The organism is Mesorhizobium sp. (genome assembly GCF_017306585.1).
Taxonomy (GTDB): domain Bacteria; phylum Pseudomonadota; class Alphaproteobacteria; order Rhizobiales; family Rhizobiaceae; genus Mesorhizobium.
The window spans coordinates 1-22,809 of record NZ_JAFKIC010000148.1 but is presented as its reverse complement, the minus strand read 5'-3'; the positions used below and the strand labels follow the sequence as shown (position 1 = coordinate 22,809).

Genomic DNA, 22,809 nt, shown 5'->3' with positions numbered 1-22,809 from the left:
GGGTCAGAAATGCCAGATGTCCCTTTGCTTCCACAGATCGATCGGCGCCCGCCAGAGCCGGTAAGTCGAGGCCTGCTCGACCTGCCGGTCTACATCGAGATGACCGTTGGCCGCGAAGAACGCATCGAGACGCCTGCGGGCGAACAGCTTCCTTCCCCTGGTGTTGTAATTGCGGATGGGCAGCCAGTGGCCGCTGATCGTCCGCCCGTCCTGAGAAAGCGCCACGCCTATGCAGAACTGCTCCGGAGTGTGCGCCTTCACGACGCCGATCATCTGCTCGATGGCGCCATAGGCTTTGCTGAGCGCGGGACTATTGGAGCTGTGGACGCCGAGCACACCACTGTTCCACATCGGTTCGTATCCGGTGAGTTTCCGGCCGCCCAGCAGAAACCCCTTGTGCTTGATGGCGCGATAGGGCGGCTTTGGCGTTCCCTCGCACTTTCTCATGATGGAACAGGACGCAGAAATCTGGCGGAAGCAGCGCGAGATATCGCCAACCGGATACATGTCCGTATCCATGAAGAACAGGCGCTCATAACGCTCCAGCAGATCGATGATGCCAGCGGCCTTGATGCCGAACCGGTAACGGCCGCCAAAGGACATTTCGGTCATCCGGCCGGCCGTAAGCTCGATCGTGCGGATCGGATAGCGATCGAAAATGCCGGGCCTGTCGGTAAGGACGGTGATGTCGGCGCCGGGACAGAAATGCAGGAGCCTCAACGCGCTGAAGAGCGCGCCGCGCGCATACAATTCGTCATTGCCAAAGGCAATGTATCCGAAACCGTCGCCCATTCCCGCCCCTGAGCAATGCCGCGGGTATCACTCTGCCTGATTTGACCGGGAAGTCCATGAGCTTTCCCTTATATAACAGTTCAAAATGTAACGAGATCAACGTGATCGGATGTCGGATTTCCGTGATTGCCGGTATCCGGAATCTAAAGGTGACTTTTTTAATCAACTATTTTATACCCTCGATCCGCGGCCGCTTTTGGATGACGATCACCGATGCCCGGCCGGTATGAGGACCAGGGATGTCGGAATACGACGATGAACTCGTGGCGGCGTTTTCCCGGCATCAGTCGAGGCTGAAGCGCTATTTCACCGGCAAGACCCGGTCGTATCACGACGCGGAAGACCTGGCGCAGGAGGCCTGGATCAAGCTGGCGCGCAACGGCGCCGCGGCACTGGCCGCGCCGGTTCCCTATCTGATGCGGATCGCCAGAACGCTTGCCGTCGATCACAGCCGGGGACGGAAACATCGCCTGACGCCGCATGAGATCGACGACCTGCTCTCGGTTCCCGATCCGCGGCCGGGCCCGGAAAGGCAGATCGAGGACCGCGATCAGATCCACTGTCTCAGGCGGGTCATCGACGAGCTTCCGGAACGGCAGCGCAAGATGCTGATTGCCGCCCGGATCGAGCAGCGCCGCCACGCCGACATCGCCAGGGAGTTCGACGTGTCGGTCCGCACCGTCGAAATGGAAATCCGCAAGGCGATCGATTATTGCTCCAGCCGGCTCGCGACTTTGAACCGGGCGTGAAATTTCCGCTTTTCAATTCTCAATCGTTGATGGCTATAGAGGCGGAGGGCGCGCGGCCTGCCGCGAAGCACCCGCGCATATGAGAGGAGCCGATGCTGGACGAGGACTTCGAAGCTCTCAGGCGAGAAGCGACGGCCTTGATCGTGCGCATCACCTCCGGCGAGGCAACGGCCGAGGATGCCGCCGCTCTCATGAAGTGGCGTGCCCGCAGCGCGCGGCATGAAAGGGCGTTCCAGCAATCGAGCCGGGTCTGGAAAAATCTCGGCCCGGCGCTCGATGCCGGGAGATCCCGGTCCGGTGCCCGCCTGACAAGGCGCTCGTTCCTGGCCGCCGGGGGCATGGCGGCAGGTGGCGCCGGCGTTGCGCTGGGCTTGTCGTCCCTGGGGTTCCTGCCGCCGATCGACGCGCTGCTTTCGGACTTCGCGACGGGCGTGGGAGAACAGCGAACCGTTGGCCTGCCCGATGGTTCGACCATGACCCTTGACGGCGGAACAACAATCTCCCTCGACTATTCGCCGGCTAAGCGCCACCTCATCCTGACCTCCGGCGCCGCCGTCTTCGACGTGGTCCGTGACGAGACAAGGCCGTTCGTGGTGACCGCGGCAAACGGAGACACCACGGCGACCGGCACCTCCTTTTCGGTCAAGCATGGTGTCGACGACATCTCGGTGGACTGCCTGCGAGGGCACATCACGGTGCAATGCCTGGCCGATGCCGAACTCAGCGGCGGCGAGGCGATCCGCTATTCGCTGGCCGGACTCGGCGAAAAAATCATGGCCGACGCCGATGAAGCAGCCGCGTGGCGCCGGGGCCTGCTGATCTTCAGGGACAGGCCGCTTGCCGAAGTGGTGGCCGACCTCAACCGCCATCGCCGGGGCAAGGTGGTGATCGCGGGAAGCGCGCTGCGGTCCCGGCAGGTTTCGGGCGTTTTCCATCTCGACCGGCCCGAGGAAATTCTCGCCCAGCTCGAGGACACATTGCAGGTCCGCCCGATCCACCTGATCGGCGGCATCGTGCTGCTGCGATAGCCTAAAAAAAATCGACCGGAAAATTTTCGGGTCCGGAAAGCCGGATCGTCTCCATCAATAGAGGCCGCGACGATCATTGCGGCGACATTGCTTGGGGACCGGGAATGGGGCATTTTGCATTCGGATCGCGCGCGGCCGGATATCGTCGAAAGATCGCGCTTCTGTCGGCGACGATCGTTTTTCATACCGCGTTGAACGCCGGCGTCGCGCTGGCGCAAGCTGTCACCTATTCCATTCCCGCCGGAGCGCTCGATGGCGCGCTCACCCGGTTTGGGATCGCCAGCGGAGTCCAGGTCCTCTACGACAGCTCGGTCACGCGCGGACTGCGCACATCGGGCGTCCAGGGGCAATTGGCCTCGAACGCCGCCCTTGCCAGGATACTCGCCGGAACGGGGCTGAGCTATCGTTTCACCGGCGCCAACAGCGTCACGATCGGCGGTCCCTCGAAGCCTTTGGCGGCGGGATCAGCTACGGCCGAGGGATCGACCGTGCTGAGCCCGATCAACGTCACAGCCGGGGGCAGCGGCAATCCCCGGGACACGCCCTACGAGACGCCGGGATCGTCCAGCTATATCTCCGCCGAGCAACTGAACCGTATAACAGCCACCACGGCCGGCGACGTGTTCGTGGGAACACCCGGCGTCATTTCGGCGGGCGGCCATGTCGGGACGTCGATCAATCCCAACATCCGCGGTCTGCAAGGCATGGGCCGTGTCACCACGACGGTGGATGGCGCACGTCAGTCGACATCGAGCTATCGCGGCTATATCGGCAATCGCGACGAGGTCTATGTTGACCCCGATATGCTGGGCGGCGTCGACATTTCGAAGGGACCAAGCTCCGGCGTGGGCGTTGGAGGGATCGGCGGAGCGATCAATTTCAGGACGCTGGAGGCAAGGGACATCGTCAGGGAGGGGCATGAATATGGGGTGCGCCTTAAAACGGATATAGGCAGCAACACGATCAGCCCGCCTGCGGCGGACACCAGGAGTAGCGACGACCGGCCGGCCTTTCTCAACGGCGACGCCTGGTCAGGCAATGTGGCGGCGGCGACCACGCAGGAAAACATAGACTTCATCATCGCCTATTCGAAGCGACGGAACGGCAATTATTTCGCCGGCACCAAGGTTCCGGACGGCGTCACGTTCGGGACCACGCCGGGCGTTGCCAACGCCGCACCCGGTCCGGGATCGGAAGTGTTCAACACGTCGCAGGACACAAGTTCGGTCCTGGCCAAGCTGACCTTGCGCTGGGCTGACGACCAATCGCTGGAACTGGGCTTCAACCGCTACAATTCCAGATATGGCGAGATCAACGAACTCCAGTTCCAACCGTGGGCACCGTCCGGGCAAGCTCAGCACGACCTTTCGGAAATCCGGGTCGACACCTACACAGCCAAGTATCGCTATCAGCCGCAGGACAATCCGCTGGTCGATTTCAGGGCGAATGCCTGGCTGACCGACCTCAACGCCGACAGCAACACGGTCAAGGTCAACGGTTTCGGCGGCTATGGGGATCTTTCCGCGGGCGGCGACATCTCCAACACGTCCCGGTTCGACACGCCGATCGGCGCGCTCACCTGGGAGAACGGCCTCGAAATCGTCAACGAGAATGCAAAGTCTTCCACCCTGGTGAGCGGCACCCTCTACACCTCGCCGGCGCCCATCGGCGTGCGCACGATGGAGAGCGGCTATACGAAGGCGACACTCAAGCCGCTCGACTGGGTAAGCCTGAGCGCCGGCGCCCGCTACGATCACTACGATTCAAGGGGCAAGGACTATCTGGCGGCCTATCCAGAAAAGAGCGGCCAGCGCCTCAGCCCCAACATCGGCATCACCCTCGAACCCGCCGTTGGCGTGCAGTTCTATGGGCTGTACACGGAAGGCTATCGCCCGCCATCGCTACGGGAATCGCACTGGAACTATGGCTGGCTGCTGGGCATCAACCCGGATTTGCAGCCGGAGCTGGCCAAGAATACGGAATTCGGTGTGAATATTCTGAAGGACGGGATTTTCCTGCCCGGCGACTCGCTGCGCTTCAAGGCCGCGCTGTTCAGCAACAATTATGAAAACTACATCGTGCGCGGGCCGGCGGATGGCATCAACAACCGCTACAAATGGGACAACATCGCGGCCGCCCACTATCGCGGCGTCGAGCTTTCCGCGAGCTACGACACCGGCACCTATTTCTTCGACGGCAATATCACCAACTACACGCGCATCGAGTATTGCCCGACAAGCTCCACCTGTACGCCTTACGCATCGGGCCTGGATTACGGCGGCAGCTATGTGCCTCCGACCTACGCCGGAAGCATCACGGCGGGCTTCCGCGCCTTTGACGATGCCCTGACAGTCGGAGCCAGGCTGCAGTTCGCCTCCGAGCGTTCGGGCGGAAAGATCGCCACGGGCGGCATCGCGGCGCCGCAGACATGGCCCCGCTATCAGGTCGTCGACCTCTTCGGCAGCTATGATTTCGGCAACGACCTCAAGGCCAATGTCAGCGTCGAGAACCTGTTCGACCGCTACTATATCGGCGCCCTGTCCTCGATCGGGGTCGCCGCGCCCGGCCGTACCTTCAAAGCGAGCCTGACCAAGACATTCTGAGCTTGCCTGCCGCTGGGCGAGGCCCGGTCAGGACGCCTTGGCGAGAAAGCTCTGGTAGTCGGACTTCGCCTGCAGCAGGCGCAGCACGTTTTCGCGTGATCCCCTGACATGGGCGCGCGCCAGGGCGCCGGCCCTGGCAGCGTCGCCGGCGCAGATCGCCTCGACGATCTCGGCATGCTCGTCGCGGGCGATCTTCCATTCGTCGAGCCACAACAATTCGGTCCAGACATAGTGCTGGCACTTGTCGAGGATGCCGCAAAGCATGCCGTGCAACATGATATTGCCACTGATCTCGGCAATGACCCGGTGCAGGTCGATGCCGACCTCCAGCTCCTGGAATTTTTCGCGCGTCGTGCGGTCGGGAATGGCGGCCAGCCGCTCGCATTCGGCCAGCATGGCACGCAGCCGCACCTTGTCTTTTTCCGTCGCGGCGGCCGCCGCCAGTTCCGTCGCATGGCCGTCTAGCAATTCGCGGATGTCGAAGGCCTCGCGGAACATGTTGATGTCGAATTCGGTGACGGCATAGCCTTGGCGTGGCCGGCCGGTGACCAGCCCGTCGCGCTCCAGCCGGTTGAAGGCCTCGCGCACGGGGGTGCGGCTGACATTGAGTTTCGCCGCTATGTCGCTCTCGGTGACGCGCGAGCCCGGCGGGATCTGGCCGGTCACAATCATCGCCTTGAGCGCCGAATAAACGGAGTCGCGCAGCGTGTTTCTGGTTTCCTTGGCCAAGTTCCGTTTCCAATTCTCCGGCGTCCGCGCCGGTAGTCGATATGTTTTGTCGCCTAGCTGTATTCAAAGTCGGCGCGATTTGCCACGCCCCGACCCCGTGCGCTGCTGGTTGCCCTGACCGCTTGAAGCGCTGTTGACAACGCCGATCCCGGAGCTACACTCAAAATTGTATACAAAATCGCATGCGAAATCAAAAACAATGGGAACACCGGTTGGAGAACCGACATGAACAAGACCAAAAGCGTTAGAATTGCCGCGATGGCAGGGCTCATGGCAGCGGCGGCGATCCCCGCTTTTGCCGCCGACACCATCACCGTCGCCTCGTGGGGCGGCACCTATCAAGAGGCCCAGACCAAGGCCTTCTTCGACCCGGCCGCCGCCGCGCTCGGCATCACCATCAAGCAGGACACCACCAACGGCCTCGACGATGTGCGGCTGCAGGTGACCGGCAATGCGGTGAAGTGGGACATCACCGAACTCGGTGCCGACGAATGCGCGCGCGGCTCCAAGGAAGGGCTGTTCGAGAAGCTCGACTACGGCATCATCGACAAGAGCGGCATCAACCCGAAGCTCGTCCATGACGACTGGGTCGGCATTTCCTACACCTCCGTCGTGCTGATCTATCGGACCGATGTGTTCGGCGACAAAGGGCCGAAAACCTGGGCGGACTTCTGGGACGTCAAGAAATTTCCCGGTCGGCGCGCGCTGAGCAGCAGCCAGTCGACGGAAACGTTGAGCGTGGCGGCACTCGCCTCCGGCCTGCCGATCGACAAGGTCTACCCCGTCGATATCGACGGCGCGCTGAAATCGGTCGACAAGATCCGCGGCCATGTCGATGCCTGGTGGACGTCAGGCGCGCAGGCCATGCAGTTGGTCAAGGATGGCGAGGTCGACATGGCGAGCATCTGGAACGGCCGCGCCGGCACGTTGAAGAAGGAAGGCGCGCCGGTCAGCTTCTCCTTCGACCAGGGCGTGCTCACCGCCGACTGCATGGTCATTCCCAAGGGCGCCAAGAACAAGGAAGCGGCAATGAAGGCGCTGGCCATGTTCGTCAGCCCGCAATTGCAGGCCAACCTGCCGCTCTATGTCGACAACGGCCCGGTGAACGAGAAGGCTTTCGAGACCGGCAAGATTCCGCCGGAGCGGATCAAGGACATCAACTCGGCGCCCGAAAACGTCAAGAAGCAGGTGCTGCAGGACGCCGAGTTCTGGCGCGACAATCTGGTCGAGGCGACGGAGAAGTTCAACAATCTGATCCAGCAATAGGCCGCGACCGAAAGCCTGACATGGCGGGGCGATGCAAACCGAAACGATGCGTCGCCCCGCTTTCGCAGCCCTGCCCAGGAGAAAATGATCTTGTCCATTGCGCCTTCCGCGCTGCCGATCAGCATGCGCGCGATCGAGAAACGGTTTGGCAGCGTTCATGTGCTGCGCGACCTCAACCTCGATGTGGAAGCCGGTGAATTCCTGACCCTGCTCGGGCCTTCCGGATCGGGAAAGACGACGCTGCTGATGATCCTGGCCGGATTCACGAGAGCCAATGCCGGCTCGATCAAGGTCGGCGGCGACGAAATCATCGCCACGCCGCCGCACAGGCGCAACATCGGCATGGTGTTCCAGAACTACGCGCTGTTTCCGCACATGAACGTCTCCCACAACATCGCCTTTGCGCTGAAGCAGCGTGGCGTGGCCGCCAAGGAGACCGCCGAGCGGGTGGAGAAAGCGCTGGAGATGGTGAAGCTCGCGGGCCTCGGCGAGCGCCGCGTCGACCAGCTTTCCGGCGGCCAGCGCCAGCGCGTCGCGCTGGCGCGCGCCATCGTCTTCGAGCCGCGCATCGTGCTGATGGACGAGCCACTATCGGCGCTGGACAAGGGCCTGCGCGAGCACATGCAGATCGAGCTGCGCGCGCTGCACCGGCGGCTCGGCATGACGACCGTCTATGTTACGCACGACCAGCGCGAAGCCATCACGATGTCGGACCGCATCGCGGTGATGAACGCCGGACGCATCGAACAGCTCGACAGGCCCGAAACGCTCTATTCCGCGCCGAAGACACAGTTCGTGGCCGGCTTCATCGGCGAATCGAATTTCGTTCCGGTCGAAAGCCGCGACGGATCGGTCTGGTATGAAGACAGGAAAATCCGCACGGCGGCGCCCGCGCCTGCGGCGGGCCGGTACCTGATGGTGGTGCGGCCGGAAACGTTGCGGCTGGTCGAAAATGGCGAAGCGGCGGACAACGTCAATGTGCTCAGCGCCACGGTTGGCGACATCATCTATCAGGGCGACAGTTTCGTCTGCTATGCCTCGCTACGCGACGGTCGCCAGCTGACGCTGCGCGACTATTGCCGCGGCGACGTGCTGGCGAAAATGCCCGCACCGGGCCAGCCGATCAATCTCGGCCTCGACGCGAAGGACACCATACTGGTGGCGGCCGAGGGATGAGCACGCAATCCGCCCTCCCGAACGAGACGGTCGCCGACCGGACTCTCAACACGCGGGCGCTGCGTGCCGACGCACGGCGCGAAGAGCTCAGGCTTCTGGCGCTGCTTTCGCCCAGCCTGCTTCTGGTCTTCGCCATCATCATCGTGCCGGTCGGCTGGCTGTTCTGGCTGTCGCTGTTCGACGAGACCGGTGCGCTCAGCGCGTCCAATTATGCGCGTTTCTTCGAGCAGGCGTCCTATGTGAAAACGTTCGTCACCACCTTCAAGGTCGCCTTCATCGTTACCGGCGCCTGTGTGCTGCTCGGCTATCCCCTTGCCTATATGCTGTCGCAACTGCCGCGCCGCGCGGCCTCGATCTGCCTGATCTTCGTCATCCTGCCGTTCTGGACATCGGTTCTGGTGCGCACCTATGCCTGGCTGGTGATCCTGCAGCGCAAGGGCCTGATCAACAGCTGGCTTATCGACCTCGGCGTGATCAGCCAGCCGCTGTCGCTCGCCAACAATTTCTCGGGCGTCGTCATCGGGATGACGCATATATTGCTGCCCTTCCTGGTGCTGCCGCTCTATGCCTCGATGAAGACCATCGACACCGACTGCCTGCGCGCCGGCATGAATCTCGGCGCCGGCCCGGTCGCGACCTTCCGGCAGATCTTTTTCCCGCTGTCGCTGCCGGGCCTCGCCTCTGGCGTGGTCATCGTCTTCGTGCTGTGCCTCGGCTTCTTCGTCACGCCGGCCCTGATGGGCGGCGGCAAGGTGATCATGTGGGCGATGCGCATGGAGCAGACGACAAGCCTCTATTCCAACTGGGGCGCCGGTGCCGCGCTGGGTGTGGTTCTGCTGGCGGTGACGCTGGCCCTGCTCGGCCTGTTCCAGTGGCTGCTCGGCGCGCGCGCAACCGGCGTTTGGAGTTCGCGATGAGTGGGGATGTTGGACTGCCTATCCTGCACCGGCAACGGCTGTGGCTCTATGCGCTGGGCGGCCTCATCCTGCTGTTCCTGATCGCGCCGTCGGTCATCATCGTCATCATGTCGTTTTCGGATTCAACGCTGCTGCAGTTCCCGCCGCAGCAATGGTCGCTGCGCTGGTACCAGAGCTATTTCCAGTCGCTGGAGTGGCGCGACGCCACCATCGTCTCGGTCAAGGTGGCAATCATGACCGTGCTGGTGGCGACACCACTCGGCACCATGGCCGCCTATGCGATCAACCGGGGTACGCTGCGCTTCAACGGCACCATCAACGCGCTGCTGACGGCATCGCTGATCATCCCCGTGATCCTGATCGGCATCGGCACCTTCTTCCTCTATGCGCGCATCGGGCTCAACAACACGCTGACGGGCCTCGTCATCGCGCATACGGTGCAGGCGCTGCCGCTGGTGGTGCTGACGGTGCTGTCGGGCCTGCGCTCCTACGACATGAACCAGGAGCGGGTGGCGCGCAGCCTCGGCGCCGGGCGCATCGCGGCCTTCTGGCAGGTGACGATGCCGCAGATCCGCTTCTCGATCGTCTCGGGCGCGCTGTTCGCCTTCATCACCTCTTTCGACGAGGTGGTGGTTTCGCTGTTTATCTCGGGCGGCGAGACCACGACGCTGACGCGGCGCATGTTCAACGCGCTGCGCGACCAGATCGACCCGACCATCGCCGCCATCTCGACCTGCCTGATCGTGCTGTCGATCCTTCTCTTGTCGCTCGCGCAGATCTTCGGCCGGCGGCATTGATTTCGTTCAAGTGACCATGGGATATCCAGACGACAATGCGTGATTTCCAGTTTCCCGGCCGCTCGCCGGTTCGTGCCACGGAAGCGGTCGCGGCGACCTCGCATCCGCTTTCGACGCTTGCCGCCATCGACATGCTGCGCGCCGGTGGCAACGCCATGGACGCCGCCGTCTGCGCGGCGGCCGTGCAAGGCGTGGTCGAGCCGCAATCGACCGGCATAGGCGGCGACTGCTTCGTGCTCTATTGCCCCAAGGGGCAGAGCGAGGTGCTGGCCTTCAACGGTTCCGGCCGGGCGCCGGCGGCGGCCACCGTGGACTGGTATCGCGGCAAGGGGTTCGAGGAACTTCCCAAACAGGGCCCGCACGCGGTGACCGTTCCGGGCGCGATCGACGCCTGGTGCCGGCTGTTGGAGGACCATGGCAGCAAGAGCCTTGCCGAGGTGCTGGCCCCGGCGATCCACTATGCCGAGAACGGCTATGTCGTGCATGACCGTGTCGCCTTCGACTGGGCGGAGCCGGAGACGGACCTTTCCGCCGACGAACACTGCGCGCGCATCTTCCTGCCCGGCGGCAAGGCGCCGATGGCCGGCGATGTCCACCGCCAGCCGGAACTGGCCGCCACCTTGCGCATCATCGCAAGACAAGGCCGCGCCGGCTTCTATGAAGGCTCGGTCGCCGACGACATGGTGAGCCGGCTCAGGGAATTGGGCGGCCTGCATTCGCATGAGGATTTCGCGGCGACCAAAGGCGACTATGTCGCGCCTGTCAGCACCTCCTATGGCGGCTACGACATCCACCAGATGCCGCCGAACAACCAGGGCCTGACGGCGCTGTTGATGCTGAATATGCTGTCGGGCTTCAAGCTCGGCGGGCTGGACCCCAACGGCGCCGAGCGGCTGCATCTGGAAATCGAGGCCGGGCGGCTCGCCTACCGCGACCGCGACCGTTTCCTCGGTGACCAGGACCATGTGCCGGTGCCGGTGAAGGAACTCCTGTCGAGCGCCTATGCCGACCGGCTGCGCGCCGAGATCGACCGCGATCGGGCCATGACGCATCTGCCCGATGTCGAGCTGCCGGGCAGCGATACGGTCTACATCACCGTCGTCGACCGCGACCGCAACGCCGTCTCCTTCATCAACTCGACCTATTATTCCTTCGGCAGCGGCGTCGTCAGTCCCAGGACCGGCGTGGTGCTGCAGAACCGGGGATCGAGCTTCCGCCTCGATCCCGCACACCCCAATGCCATCGCGCCCGGCAAGCGGCCGATGCACACGATCATGCCCGGCATGGCCACGAAAAACGGCCGCGTGGTGATGCCGTTCGGCGTCATGGGCGGCGGCTACCAGCCGTTCGGCCATGTCCATCTGCTCACCAACATGATCGATTTCGGCATGGACCCGCAGCAGGCGCTGGACGCGCCGCGCGTGTTCTACAATGACGGCATGGTGGAGGCCGAACGCAGCGTGCCCGCGGAAGCGCTCGAAGGCCTGCGCCGGCGCGGCCATGCCATTATCGAGCCGCATCACCCGCTAGGCGGGGGACAGGCGGTGCTGATCGACTGGGAAAAGGGCACGCTGACCGGCGCCTCGGACCCGCGCAAGGACGGAATGGCGCTTGGGTATTGAGGATGGCGGATCGGCGTGTCGTAGGTGGCCGCAATTGGCTTACAGGCGTTGGCGCTGCCCCTCATTGCCCTGCCGGGCATTTCTCCCCGTATAGGGACGGGGAGAAAGATGCTGTCATCGGCGCCTTCGCCAATCGCCGGCCCGCGCCCGCATCAACAATAGTTCAGCGCCGCAACCGTCCGCCGGACTTTCAAAAGCTGTCGTTTGAACCATAATCGGTGACCATGAGCACGAACCCAAAAGACCTCTCCCATCGCCTCGTCGCGGGCGCCGATGATGCCCCGGCGATCCTGGCGCCTGATAGACCGGCCCTCACCCATGGCGGCCTGCGCGCCCTGATCGCCGCTACCGCAGAACGGCTGCATGCGCTGGGTATCGGCCGGGGCGACCGGGTGGCGATCGTGCTGCCGAACGGGCCGGAGATGGCGACAGCCTTCGTCGCTGTGGCGGCGAGCGCCTCGACGGCGCCGCTCAACCCTGCTTACCGGGCCGACGAGCTCGATTTCTATCTCACCGACATCGGCGCCAGGGCGATCCTGGTGGCTGAGGGTGAGACCGGCCCGGCGGTGACGGTGGCCGAGCGGCTGGGTATCGGCGTGCTCAGGCTCGTCGTGCGGCCCGACAGCCCCGCCGGCAGTTTCACCATCGAAGGCAAGGCGGTCGGTCCGCAGGCAGCGCCCGACATGGCGGGAGAAGACGACATCGCGCTTCTGCTGCACACGTCGGGCACGACGTCGCGCCCCAAGCTGGTGCCGCTCAGCCATGCCAATGTCGCGGCATCCGCCCGCCATATCGGTGCGACGCTGGGCCTGAGCGCTGAGGACCGCTGCCTCAACATCATGCCGCTGTTTCATATCCATGGGCTGATCGCGGCGGTGCTGTCGTCGCTGGCATCGGGCGGAAGCATCTACTGCACGCCGGGCTTCAACGCGCTGCGCTTCTTTCAGTGGCTGAGCGATGCAAAGCCGAGCTGGTACACGGCGGTGCCGACCATGCACCAGGCGATCCTGCCGCGCGCGGCGCGCAATGCGGAAGCGCTGGCGGCGGCGCGCCTGCGTTTCATCCGCTCGTCCTCGGCCTCGCTGCCGGCGCAGGTGATGGCCGAACTCGAAGCGACTTTCGGCTGCCCTGTCATCGAATCCTACGGCATGACCGAGGCGGCGCACCAGATGGCGTCGAACCGGCTGCCGCCGGGCCTGCGCAAGCCGGGCAGCGTCGGCGCCGCCGGCGGACCCGAGGTCGCCGTGATGGCGCCGGACGGCCGGCTGATGCAAGCCGGCGAGACCGGTGAGATCGTCATTCGCGGCCCGAACGTGACATCGGGCTACGAGAAGAACCCGGATGCCAACGCCACCGCCTTCGCGCATGGCTGGTTCCACACCGGCGACCAGGGCGTGCTCGACGAGGACGGCTATCTCAGGGTGACCGGCCGGCTGAAGGAGATCATCAACCGCGGCGGCGAGAAGATTTCGCCGCTGGAGGTCGACGACGTGCTGATGGACCATCCGGCGGTGGCGCAGGTCGTCACCTTCGCCATGCCGCATGACAAGCTGGGCGAAGAGGTTGCCGCCGCCGTGGTGCTGCGAGAGGGCATGAGCGCCACCGAAAGCGACATCCGCGCCCATGCCGCAACGAGGCTGGCGGACTTCAAGGTGCCGCGCAAGGTGCTGATCCTGGACGAGATTCCGAAAGGGGCGACCGGTAAGCTGCAGCGTATCGGCCTTGCCGCCAAGCTCGGACTCTAGTGCATGTCAGCTTGGAAGCGGCCTCGACTCCAAGATGCCGACATGCGTGAAATAAAAGGCCATTGAGATGAAGATCACCATTTTCGGCGCTGGCGCCATCGGCGGATATCTCGCGGCAAAACTCGCGCTCGCCGGCCGCACCGAACTGGCAATCGTCGCGCGCGGCGCCCATCTCGACGAGATCAAGGCCGGCGGCCTGCGCCTGATCGAGGACGGCCAGGAAACCGCCGCTCCCGTGCGCGCCGCCACCAAGGCCGAGGAGCTTGGCGCGCAGGACTATGTCATCCTGGCGCTGAAGGCGCATTCCGTCGCGCCCGCGCTCGACCAGATCGCGCCGCTGCTCGGAGACGACACCGCGGTCGTCACCATGCAGAACGGCGTGCCCTGGTGGTATTTTCACGGGCTCGGCGGGCCGCTCGAAGGCACGAGGCTGGAGACGGTCGACCCCGGCGGCGCCATCTGGCAGCGCATCGGACCTCGCCGCGTCATCGGCTCGGTCGTCTACCCGGCCGTCGAGGTCGATGCGCCGGGCCTGATCCGCCATGTCGAGGGCAAGCGTTTTTCGCTCGGCGAACCTTCCGGAGAAAAGAGCGAACGCGTCACGAGGCTGGCCGAGGAAATGGTCAAGGCCGGGCTGCAGGCGCCTGTGCGCGAGGACATCCGAAGCGAAATCTGGGTGAAGCTGTGGGGCAACCTCTCCTTCAATCCGATCTCGGCGCTGACCGGCAGCACGCTTGCCGCAATCGTCGCCGACGACGGCACCCGCGCGCTCGCCCGCGCCATGATGCTGGAAGCGCAGGCGATCGGCGAGGCGCTGGGCGTGCGTTTCCCCATCGCGGTCGACCGCCGCATCAAGGGCGCCGGCGATGTCGGCGAGCACAAGACCTCGATGCTGCAGGATCTGGAACGCGGCCGGCCGATGGAGATCGACGCGCTGGTGTGCGCCGTGCAGGAGCTCGGCCGGCTTACCGACAAGCCGACGCCGGCGATCGACGCGGTGTCGGCGCTGGTGCGGCGGCTGGCAAGGGAGCGCGGCTGTTATGGATGAGGCCGTGCGCCGAGCCAGGCCTTGACGCAACCGCGACCTAGCCAACATATCGTATCCGGGGCGGGTGCTGGCGTACCGAAACTGACGTGTCGAAGCGTCCAGCTTTGCAATCGAGGAACCGCCCATGCACCGATATGCCTGCCTTTTCGCCATCGCCGCCATTACGGCGGCCTGTCCCGCGATGGCGCAGAGCGATGCCGAGATGAAAGCCTGCATCGACCGGTCCGCCGGCGTGACCTCGGCAATGCTGGATTGCGGCAAGACCGAGATCGACAAGTTCGACGCCAGGCTGAACGCAGCCTACAATACCTTGATGCAGCGCGAACACGGCCCTGAACGCGCCCGGTTGCAGCGCGAGCAACGCGCCTGGCTGAAGCGTCACCTGCGGGAAACGCACCGCCTTGCCGCCGACCCCAACAACGGATCGGCCGCCTTCCTCGACTCGCAAGGGTTCGAACTGGACGATCTCAGCGCACGCACGATCGAACTCGAAAAGCGGGTGCGGGAGAACCTGTAGTCGCTCGACTGGGGTCATGTTGCGGGCATCGGCGCCGCGTGCACGACTCGCTATCGTGCTTTATCGTGAGATTGCGATGCCGGACTTCATCACCCATTATCACCCGGCGGCGGACCCGCCGTTCCGCAACCTCAGCGATGCGCGCGACGACGAATTGCCGGCGATTCTGGAAACGCTGGCGGCGCGCCGTCTGTCCGGATCGAAAAGGGTATTCGGCCGCTCCTATATGAAGTTGCGGCGACAGACCGAAACGAAATTGAGAAACCTGTTCGTGGCTGCCGGCGGCTGCCCCGAACGGAACGCTCCTCATTACTTCATCCTGGGACATTCCAACTGGTTCGCAAACCTCTACGCCGACACGAAGAGTGTCCGGTTGCCACTGAGCGCTTTGGACCCGGCCGCAGCCAGTTTCACCTACCCTGACAGCGTTGTCTCCATGCGGCTCGGACCAGCTTTCGGATTGCCGGTCGACCCCGTTCGCCCCTATCACGAGAAGGTCTTTCGGCTTGGCGAGCTCGAGAGTGTGGTCAGGCGGTTCGGCCTGCCGAAAGATGAGGTGAATGACGGCACCTACGCGAACTATCATCTGAAGGAATTCGAACTATACATCGAGGTTCAGGTCTGGAGCGACAGGCCCGTGGCCGCATGGCTGAATGGTGGTGGCCTGACGTCGGGGCGATAGCCGTGTACCCGTCGGACCACAAAGACATCCGCACATCAGCGCCTGGCGTCACCCTTCGCGCAAAGCCACCTCACGCTTGCTTCAGCGCGCTCATTGCCCCTTTTTTAGTCGTTGATATGGACTCGACCGGCAGAGATGCAATGCTTAAATTGCTGGCCGTATCGTATAGGGATGCCGACTGAGAAGGGTCAGAGTGGCTCACCAAATGAACATATCGATAAGCGTTGTTACCGTAACGCACAACAGCGCACATACAGTGCGCGGCGCGCTCGCCGGCCTGCCTCCAGGCCTGGAGGTCGTATGTGTCGACAATGCAAGTACGGACGATCTTTCCGCCGCTTTATCGGGCCTTGCCGTTCGTCGTATCGACAATGCCGTGAACCTTGGCTTCGGTCGCGCCTGCAATATCGGAGCCGCGGCGGCATCCGGGGAGTATTTGTTGTTCATAAACCCCGACGTGCGCCTTGAGGCGGGCGCCATCGACGCGCTTCTGCAGGCGACCGAACATTACCCAAATTGCAGCGTCTTCGTACCGCGCACAAACACGCTGGACGGGCGGCTGTGGTTTCGCGAGCAGAGCGAAATTGACCGCCTTTCCGGGCTGTCGCTGCCGGCGCGTGTTCGGCAGGTCTGGGGGGATTGCTGCGTCCGCTTCGTCAATGGCGGCGTGTTCATGATCAAACGGACGCTCTTCCTCGATACGGGAGGGTTTGATGAGGATATCTTTCTGTATTTCGAGGATGACGACCTTTCCTATCGCCTGCTGCAGCGTGACGAGCCGATGATCCTTGTCAGCGGCGCGCTTGCCATCCACGACGTCGGCACTTCGGTTGCGCAATCGACACGATCACGGATCTTGCGGTATCGGTCGAAGATGCGGTCGGAGATTCACTTGCGCAGAAAATATGGCATAGCCTATAGTCCGTTCGTGGATATACTGCGTTATTTGTCGAAGATCGGCTTCTATTGCCTGACGCTCAATCGAAATAGACTGATCAATTCACTTGGCCGACTGATCGGTATATTTGACTGCATCCTTGACCGATCGCGAGCGAATCGGAACAGCGGCTATGTCGCCTGACGCTCCACACACGAGAGCTGCCTTGTCCGACCTGCCGCCCCGCCAACCACGAAAAGGCGAGGCGTATGCCATCGAAAGGAACGATATCCGGAGCGAGATCATCCTCGACGCGCCGGGGCGTTTCATTGTGGAGCTTGCACCGACAGACAGGCGGATGCCGTTTCTCAGGGTCAATGTTCGTGTCCGGCGACGCCCCGAGAAGGTCTTCTATGTGCCGGTTACCCAGCGGACATCATATGTCCTTGAAAGCAGCGAAGAGGGCCTAGTCCTGCAATTCGACAGCCGCGATATCGTCGCGTCGAGTATCCGGCCTTTGAAAATCAGTGACCTCGTCGCGGTGCTACGCCACCGGCGGCGCCAAAAGCGATTTGAGCTGCCGCTTGGCCCAGGCGTCGTGCTGCGACCTCTGCTGTATATTGGGGGGCCGGAAGAGCGCGAATTGGCCACGGCCCTCGGCAGTCTCGCTGGCTGGGGCTTTGGGGTGGCAAGTGACAACCTGCAGAAGACACTATCCCGGCACTTTGATGGTCGACCAGCCCAAGCATCGGAACGACGACCGACAGCGGAGCCGAAGATAGCCGTTGTGGTGCATCTGCATTACATCGATCTCTGGCCCGAATTCGAAGCGCTTCTGGAAGCGATCGATCGTCCGTTCCATCTCATCCTGACACTGACCCAGCCAGACAAGGCCTTCGCGGAACGCGTCAGGGCAAGATCCAAGGATGCCGAGATCATTGTCTATGACAATCGCGGGCGCGACATTGGCCCTTTCATGCAATTGCTGAGGGAAGGCAGGCTTGATCCCTTCGATCTCATCTGCAAGCTGCATGGCAAGAAGTCGGGGCTGAGCGGACCGCGGATGATCCTCGGCGATATCTGGCGGCAGGCATGCGCCTTCGACCTGATCGGATCCCGAGACGTCGTCGACCGAATCATCGCCAAGTTCGGGCGCTCGCCGGACACGCTGATGGTAGGATCCAGCCGCTTTCGGTTGCCCAATGCGTGGAAGGACGACGAAGCCGCATGGGGCGAGAACAAGGCAATGATCCTCAATCTGTTGGAGGCAATGGGGCTTGCCTCCGGTTCTCCCCCCAACTTCTTTGCCGGAACGATGTTCTGGGTTCGTCGCGGCGCGCTGGAACCACTTAAGCAGCTCGATCTGCCTCTGACATCATTTCCCAACGAGGCAGGCCAGCAAGACGGCACGTTGCAGCATGCTCTGGAGCGGGTGCTCGGAATGATCTGCGGAAACATCTCGGGAGTTGCCTGGGATGAAGTGGAGCCCGATGCCCGCGAGGCAGACCCGATTGAATAGATCCGATTTCATGATCTTTTTAAAATCGCTCATCAGCAGGAGGCGATGGAAAAGGTTTCAAATCCGCCGCCGCATTCGATCAAGCGGCCTGTTCGACGAGCCGTGGTATCTGGCTCAAAATCCTGACGTGGCCCGAAGCGGGCGCGACCCGATCATGCACTACATCGATCATGGTGCCGCCGAGTTCCGAAACCCAAACCCAGATTTCGACACAGAGTACTATCTGAGCAGATATCACGACGTTACTATCGCCGCGACAAATCCGCTCGATCACTATGTTCGTTTCGGCAGGAATGAAAGGCGCGAAACCCGGCGCGCTCCAGCAACACATGTGCCGCGATCAAACGAGAGACGGCCAGCCGGCTTGAGAGCACGGGTGATCGCATTCTACCTGCCGCAGTTTTATCCGACTCCCGAGAATGACGCCTTTTGGGGAAAGGGCTGCACGGAATGGACGAATGTGACGCGTGCGGTGCCACAATTCGACGGTCACTATCAACCTCGTCTGCCGGGAGACCTTGGCTTCTATGATCTGCGGGTGAAGGACATCCAGAAGGAGCAGATCGAGATCGCCATGCGATATGGCGTTTCGGGATTCTGTTTTCATTTCTACTGGTTCAACGGCAAGCGCATCCTTGAGATGCCGATTACCCAGTTTGTCGAAAATGACGCCCACGAACTGGGTTTCTGCATCAATTGGGCAAACGAGCCCTGGAGCCGGCGCTGGGATGGGCGTGCGCAGGAAGTGTTGATCCCGCAGTCGCATTCACCCGAAGACGACCTGGCTTTCATCGAGAACGTATCCGGTTATTTCCGCGACCGGCGATACATCCGTATCGGTGGCAAGCCCCTTCTCATGATTTACCGGCCCGGATTGTTTCCGTCAGCGGCGGAAACGGCACAGCGCTGGAGGGCTTACTGCCGAGAGGCCGGCATCGGCGAGATTTTTCTTGCCTATCCGCAGGCGTTCGACACGGGCGATCCCGCTGAATTCGGATTTGACGCTGCTGTCGAGTTCCCACCAAATCCTGGAGCGTTTCCCGAGATCAGCATTACGACGCTCAAGAGCGACTTCCCGGGAAAGATCTACGACTGGACGGAGCTCCTCAACCGCAGCCGTGCCTACCCGCAGGTTCCCTACACCCTGTTTCGCGGACTTTGCCCCTCCTGGGACAACACCGCACGAAGAATGGAGGCTGCCTACATTCTGGCGAACGCGACGCCGGCCCGCTACAAGGAATGGCTTACCAACGCGGTCGCCGATACATGCGATCGTTTTGCCGATTTCGACAGCCGGCTTATCTTCATCAACGCCTGGAACGATTGGGCTGAGGGGGCCTATCTGGAACCCGACGCCCGCTACGGCTACGCCTATCTGCAGGCGACGCGGGACGTGCTGTCGGCGCCGCCGGCAGCAGGCATGTTGACCAAGGGCCCATCCTGGCGCGTTCTGTTCGTGTCGCACGATGCCAATGTCGGCGGCGCGCAGGGGTCGTTGCTCGACATCGTCCAATGGCTGCAGGCGCACACGGGCCTGGAGATCAAGGTGCTGTGCCTGTTAGGTGGTCCACGGCTCGAACAGTTTCGACGCATCGCCGATACGGTGCTTCTGGATGACCTGGTTTCGCAGACCGACACGACGGCCGCTAAGCTGGCCCGCATCACCGCCTGGTGCGGTGGCAGACCGGACCTCATCTATTGCAACAGCCTGGCAACCGGCCGTGTGCACGCCCAGCTTGGCGACCTGGGCAGTCCTATCCTGACGCATGCAAGGGAATTGGCAACCAGCATCGCCCGATTCGCCAAGGACGACATGGCGGATGTCGTTTCGAATACGCGGAGATTCGTGGCGTGTTCCGGAAGTGTCCGGGACTACCTGATGGCCGCGTACGGCGTGGATCCGAACGCCATCGATGTCCTTCCAAGCGCGGTCCCGCAATCCAGCGTCGATCATGGCCTTACGGAAATCCAGCGCCTTGGAAGTCGCCGGCTGGCCGGCTGGCCGACAGACAAGACCATCGTCGTGGGGTCCGGCGTCGGAATGTCCTTCCGCAAGGGAGCCGACCTCTTTATCGAGGTGGCCCGAATTCTCCGGGCACGCGGAATTGAGGACTATCATTTCTATTGGCTGGGGTCGTTTCCAGGCTCGGAACGGGACGAAATCCTGGGCACGTGGGCGCAGCAACTCGACAGACTGCGAGCGGACGGATTGGATGAGAGGGTCACAATCCTGGGCAAAGTCGATGATGTGCGCGCCCATCTGCGGGGTGCCGACCTGTTTCTTCTGACATCGCGCGAAGAGCCGTTCGGCCGGGTCGTGCTGGAGGCTGCATTCGCCGAGCTACCCGTGGTCTGCTTCGCCGGCAGCGGCGGAGCACCGGATTTCGTCGAAGAGGATGCCGGCATCATCGTCGACTGGGCCAATGCCGCCGCGATGGCCGACGCGACGCTGAAACTGATCCGGGACAAGCCCTTGCGGATAAAGCTCGGCAAACAGGCGAACACCAAGGCAAGGCGGTTTTATTCCACCGACCGGGTCTTTCCACGTCTGTTGTCGACCATGCGCGAGGTGGCCAACAAGCGCCCCGCCGTATCGATCATCGTGCCGAACTACAACTGTGCCCGCTACCTCGGCGAACGCATGGACAGCATTCTGGACCAGTCTTTTCAGGATTTCGAGCTTATCATCCTGGATGACGCGTCGACGGATGATAGCCAATCGATTCTGGACTATTACGCTCGCGTCCATGGCACCAGGGTCATCGTCAGCGAAAGCAATTCCGGCACGCCCTATCCGCAATGGTTCAAGGGCATGACGCTTGCAACAGCCGATCTGATCTGGATCGCCGAAGCCGACGACGTTTCAGCCCCGAGCTTCCTCGAAACACTCGTGCCATTGTTCCGCGACCCAAGCGTGAAATTTGCTTTCTGCGCATCGAAGATCATCGATGATCGAAGCGAAGTGGTCGGCGACTATGTCTCCAACCGCTATCTTACCGACATCTCCAATTTCAAATGGAAACGCAGCTACCAGGTTTCGGCTGAACAGGAAGTCAACGAGGGGCTGGGCGTAAAGAACACGGTCCCAAACATCAGCGCGGCTGTTTTCCGGAAGTTCGACATCACGCCGAACTTGGCCAAGCAGGTTTTGTCCCTGCCGACGAGCGGCGACTGGTACTTCATTCTCGAGGCAATCCGTAACGGCTCCGTTGCCTATGAGTGCGCACCGCTCAACCGTCACCGGCGGCACGGGAAAAGCGTAAGCAGCGTCATCGCGGCTTCCCAATCAGAGGCGCTGCTGCACACACGGCAGAAAATACACCAGCACGTGCTGCAAACATACAAAACGGATTTGGCCATCAAGCTGAAAATGGCCGAGTACGTTGCGCAGCTGTGGGCCGAGCTGTTCCCCGGGCGCCCCGCCGAAGAGATGGAAAGCCTGTATTCGCTGAAGGCGTTGGGCGAGTTCCCCATGCGACCGGAGAGCGGTTCGACGGCGATGAGCGGCGCCGATTCAGTTGCCTGCGGCGACAAGATGACCACCGCCGACGTCCTGCAGCGATAGTTTCATCGGCGCCTCGCCGATCCTGCGCGTGGCGCTGGGTATCTCCTGGTCCAGCCTTGCGAAGCGGCTTCTTCGCCTGGCCGGATCGGGCACCGGCACGGCTTCGATCAGGCGTCTGGTGTAGGGGTGGCGCGGATTGGAGAAGACCTGGTCGCGGGTGCCCATCTCGACGATCTGGCCGAGATACATGACCGCGACGCGGTCGGAAATGTTCTCGACCACCGCCATGTCATGCGAGATGAAGAGGTAGGCGACGCCGAATTCGCGCTGCAATTCCTTCAGCAGTCCGAGCACGCGCGCCTGCACCGAGACGTCGAGCGCCGACACGCTTTCATCGGCGATGATCAGCTTGGGCCTGAGCGCCAGCGCCCGGGCGATGCAGACGCGCTGGCGCTGGCCGCCGGAGAATTCGTGCGGATAAAGCTCCATCTGCGCGGAGGACAGGCCGACGCGCTCGAACAGGGCCGCGACGCGTGCGTGTCGCTCTTCTTTCGAGGCTATGCCGTGAATAACCAGCGGCTCGGCGACGAGGTCGCCGACGCGCATGCGCGGGTCGAGCGAGGCGAAGGGATCCTGGAAGATCATCTGTATGTCGCGGCGCACAGCCTTGCGGTCCTCACGGCTGAGGCCGGCAAGATTGCGCCCGCCGACGACAATGTCGCCGCTGTAGGGCACCAGCCCGGCCAGTGCCTTGGCGGTGGTGGATTTGCCGCAGCCGGATTCGCCGACCAGCGCCAGCGTTTCGTTTGGCGCGATCGAAAAGCTGACACCCTCGACGGCGTGGACGCGGCGTGTGACCCGGCCGAAGACGCCGCCATGCAAGTCGAAGCGGACATGCAGGTCCTTGACCTCGGCGACATTGGCCGGCGCCGCCGGTTCGGTGTTCCTGGTCGCCTGGCGGCCCGCCCCGGATCCGATGCGCGGCACGGCGGCCAGCAGCTCGCGCGTATAGTCGGCCTGCGGCCTTTCGAAGATATCGGATGCCTTGCCTTCCTCGACCATGCGGCCATGGCGCATGATGATGACGCGGTCGGCCATCTCGGCGACCACACCCATGTCATGGGTGATGAGGATGACGCTGGTGCCGTGCTGCCGCTGCAGGTCGCGCAGCAGTCCCAGCACCTCGCCCTGCACGGTGACATCGAGCGCGGTCGTCGGTTCGTCGGCGATCAGCACG

At 62.8% G+C, this 22,809-nt stretch carries 18 protein-coding genes; 15 read left to right on the top strand and 3 right to left on the bottom strand.

Annotated features, from left to right (window positions below; all coding sequences use genetic code 11):
- Nucleotides 1-3: 3 nt before the first annotated feature.
- On the bottom strand, nucleotides 4-792 hold the full coding sequence (locus tag J0I79_RS16305; protein WP_292860548.1) for a hypothetical protein: 789 nt from the start codon (nucleotides 790-792) through the stop codon (nucleotides 4-6).
- Between the two features lie 239 nt (nucleotides 793-1,031).
- On the opposite strand from J0I79_RS16305, the gene J0I79_RS16300 reads away from it, so the two are divergent.
- The 3 genes from J0I79_RS16300 to J0I79_RS16290 all read left to right on the top strand — a co-directional run bounded on the left by J0I79_RS16300 (nucleotide 1,032) and on the right by J0I79_RS16290 (nucleotide 5,172).
- Nucleotides 1,032-1,541, top strand: a complete 510-nt coding sequence (locus J0I79_RS16300) for an RNA polymerase sigma factor (protein ID WP_292860545.1) — start codon at nucleotides 1,032-1,034, stop codon at nucleotides 1,539-1,541.
- 92 nt (nucleotides 1,542-1,633) lie between these two features.
- Nucleotides 1,634-2,569 (top strand): FecR family protein, encoded by a 936-nt coding sequence (locus J0I79_RS16295; RefSeq protein WP_292860543.1) that lies wholly within the window; start codon nucleotides 1,634-1,636, stop codon nucleotides 2,567-2,569.
- A 104-nt stretch (nucleotides 2,570-2,673) separates the two neighbouring features.
- Nucleotides 2,674-5,172 (top strand): TonB-dependent receptor, encoded by a 2,499-nt coding sequence (locus J0I79_RS16290; RefSeq protein ID WP_292860541.1) that lies wholly within the window; start codon nucleotides 2,674-2,676, stop codon nucleotides 5,170-5,172.
- 27 nt (nucleotides 5,173-5,199) lie between these two features.
- On the opposite strand, the gene J0I79_RS16285 is transcribed toward J0I79_RS16290, so the two are convergent.
- Nucleotides 5,200-5,901: a GntR family transcriptional regulator gene (locus J0I79_RS16285; protein ID WP_292860539.1), complete on the bottom strand. Its 702-nt coding sequence runs from the start codon at nucleotides 5,899-5,901 to the stop codon at nucleotides 5,200-5,202.
- 225 nt (nucleotides 5,902-6,126) lie between these two features.
- On the opposite strand from J0I79_RS16285, the gene J0I79_RS16280 reads away from it, so the two are divergent.
- The 12 genes from J0I79_RS16280 (at nucleotide 6,127) to J0I79_RS16225 (ending at nucleotide 21,632) form a co-directional block, all read left to right on the top strand.
- Entirely contained in the window at nucleotides 6,127-7,167 is a 1,041-nt protein-coding gene (locus J0I79_RS16280) for an ABC transporter substrate-binding protein (RefSeq protein WP_292860537.1), read from the top strand.
- 90 nt (nucleotides 7,168-7,257) lie between these two features.
- Entirely contained in the window at nucleotides 7,258-8,343 is a 1,086-nt protein-coding gene (locus J0I79_RS16275) for an ABC transporter ATP-binding protein (RefSeq protein WP_292860591.1), read from the top strand.
- Nucleotides 8,340-9,260: an ABC transporter permease gene (locus J0I79_RS16270; RefSeq protein WP_292860535.1), complete on the top strand. Its 921-nt coding sequence runs from the start codon at nucleotides 8,340-8,342 to the stop codon at nucleotides 9,258-9,260. Before J0I79_RS16275 ends, J0I79_RS16270 begins: the two co-directional genes overlap by 4 nt.
- Nucleotides 9,257-10,057, top strand: a complete 801-nt coding sequence (locus J0I79_RS16265; protein WP_292860532.1) for an ABC transporter permease — start codon at nucleotides 9,257-9,259, stop codon at nucleotides 10,055-10,057. Before J0I79_RS16270 ends, J0I79_RS16265 begins: the two co-directional genes overlap by 4 nt.
- 35 nt (nucleotides 10,058-10,092) lie before the next feature.
- The gene (ggt, locus tag J0I79_RS16260; RefSeq protein ID WP_292860530.1) at nucleotides 10,093-11,679 is read left to right on the top strand and encodes a gamma-glutamyltransferase; all 1,587 of its coding nucleotides are present in this window, start codon (nucleotides 10,093-10,095) and stop codon (nucleotides 11,677-11,679) included.
- 224 nt (nucleotides 11,680-11,903) lie between these two features.
- Nucleotides 11,904-13,424 carry an acyl--CoA ligase gene (locus J0I79_RS16255; protein WP_292860528.1) on the top strand — a complete coding sequence of 507 codons (1,521 nt, stop codon included), beginning with the start codon at nucleotides 11,904-11,906 and terminating at the stop codon, nucleotides 13,422-13,424.
- A 67-nt stretch (nucleotides 13,425-13,491) separates the two neighbouring features.
- Nucleotides 13,492-14,472, top strand: a complete 981-nt coding sequence (locus tag J0I79_RS16250) for a 2-dehydropantoate 2-reductase (RefSeq protein ID WP_292860525.1) — start codon at nucleotides 13,492-13,494, stop codon at nucleotides 14,470-14,472.
- A gap of 124 nt (nucleotides 14,473-14,596) precedes the next feature.
- Nucleotides 14,597-14,989: a lysozyme inhibitor LprI family protein gene (locus tag J0I79_RS16245; RefSeq protein ID WP_292860522.1), complete on the top strand. Its 393-nt coding sequence runs from the start codon at nucleotides 14,597-14,599 to the stop codon at nucleotides 14,987-14,989.
- Nucleotides 14,990-15,065: 76 nt separating this feature from the next.
- Nucleotides 15,066-15,671 carry a hypothetical protein gene (locus tag J0I79_RS16240; protein ID WP_292860519.1) on the top strand — a complete coding sequence of 202 codons (606 nt, stop codon included), beginning with the start codon at nucleotides 15,066-15,068 and terminating at the stop codon, nucleotides 15,669-15,671.
- A 205-nt stretch (nucleotides 15,672-15,876) separates the two neighbouring features.
- Nucleotides 15,877-16,752 carry a glycosyltransferase family 2 protein gene (locus J0I79_RS16235; protein WP_292860516.1) on the top strand — a complete coding sequence of 292 codons (876 nt, stop codon included), beginning with the start codon at nucleotides 15,877-15,879 and terminating at the stop codon, nucleotides 16,750-16,752.
- A gap of 22 nt (nucleotides 16,753-16,774) precedes the next feature.
- Entirely contained in the window at nucleotides 16,775-18,067 is a 1,293-nt protein-coding gene (locus tag J0I79_RS16230) for a rhamnan synthesis F family protein (RefSeq protein ID WP_292860513.1), read from the top strand.
- A 10-nt stretch (nucleotides 18,068-18,077) separates the two neighbouring features.
- A complete protein-coding gene (locus tag J0I79_RS16225; RefSeq protein WP_292860510.1) occupies nucleotides 18,078-21,632 on the top strand; it encodes a glycoside hydrolase family 99-like domain-containing protein in 3,555 nt (1,184 codons plus the stop codon).
- Here J0I79_RS16225 and J0I79_RS16220 read toward each other — a convergent pair.
- Nucleotides 21,582-22,809 (bottom strand): ABC transporter ATP-binding protein (locus J0I79_RS16220; protein ID WP_292860507.1); only part of this gene is annotated, 1,228 nt, incomplete at its 5' end. The genes J0I79_RS16225 and J0I79_RS16220 overlap by 51 nt on opposite strands.

Excerpts from the sequence above, each read along its gene's own strand:
- J0I79_RS16305 (WP_292860548.1), bottom strand. The coding sequence starts at position 792 with ATGGGCGACGGTTTCGGATACATTGCCTTTGGCAATGACGAATTGTAT.
- J0I79_RS16270 (WP_292860535.1), top strand. The coding sequence starts at position 8,340 with ATGAGCACGCAATCCGCCCTCCCGAACGAGACGGTCGCCGACCGGACT.
- J0I79_RS16265 (WP_292860532.1), top strand. The coding sequence starts at position 9,257 with ATGAGTGGGGATGTTGGACTGCCTATCCTGCACCGGCAACGGCTGTGG.
- J0I79_RS16255 (WP_292860528.1), top strand. The coding sequence starts at position 11,904 with ATGAGCACGAACCCAAAAGACCTCTCCCATCGCCTCGTCGCGGGCGCC.
- J0I79_RS16300 (WP_292860545.1), top strand. The coding sequence starts at position 1,032 with ATGTCGGAATACGACGATGAACTCGTGGCGGCGTTTTCCCGGCATCAG.
- J0I79_RS16245 (WP_292860522.1), top strand. The coding sequence starts at position 14,597 with ATGCACCGATATGCCTGCCTTTTCGCCATCGCCGCCATTACGGCGGCC.
- ggt (WP_292860530.1), top strand. The coding sequence starts at position 10,093 with ATGCGTGATTTCCAGTTTCCCGGCCGCTCGCCGGTTCGTGCCACGGAA.
- J0I79_RS16225 (WP_292860510.1), top strand. The coding sequence starts at position 18,078 with ATGATCTTTTTAAAATCGCTCATCAGCAGGAGGCGATGGAAAAGGTTT.
- J0I79_RS16290 (WP_292860541.1), top strand. The coding sequence starts at position 2,674 with ATGGGGCATTTTGCATTCGGATCGCGCGCGGCCGGATATCGTCGAAAG.
- J0I79_RS16295 (WP_292860543.1), top strand. The coding sequence starts at position 1,634 with ATGCTGGACGAGGACTTCGAAGCTCTCAGGCGAGAAGCGACGGCCTTG.
- J0I79_RS16240 (WP_292860519.1), top strand. The coding sequence starts at position 15,066 with ATGCCGGACTTCATCACCCATTATCACCCGGCGGCGGACCCGCCGTTC.
- J0I79_RS16235 (WP_292860516.1), top strand. The coding sequence starts at position 15,877 with ATGAACATATCGATAAGCGTTGTTACCGTAACGCACAACAGCGCACAT.
- J0I79_RS16280 (WP_292860537.1), top strand. The coding sequence starts at position 6,127 with ATGAACAAGACCAAAAGCGTTAGAATTGCCGCGATGGCAGGGCTCATG.
- J0I79_RS16250 (WP_292860525.1), top strand. The coding sequence starts at position 13,492 with ATGAAGATCACCATTTTCGGCGCTGGCGCCATCGGCGGATATCTCGCG.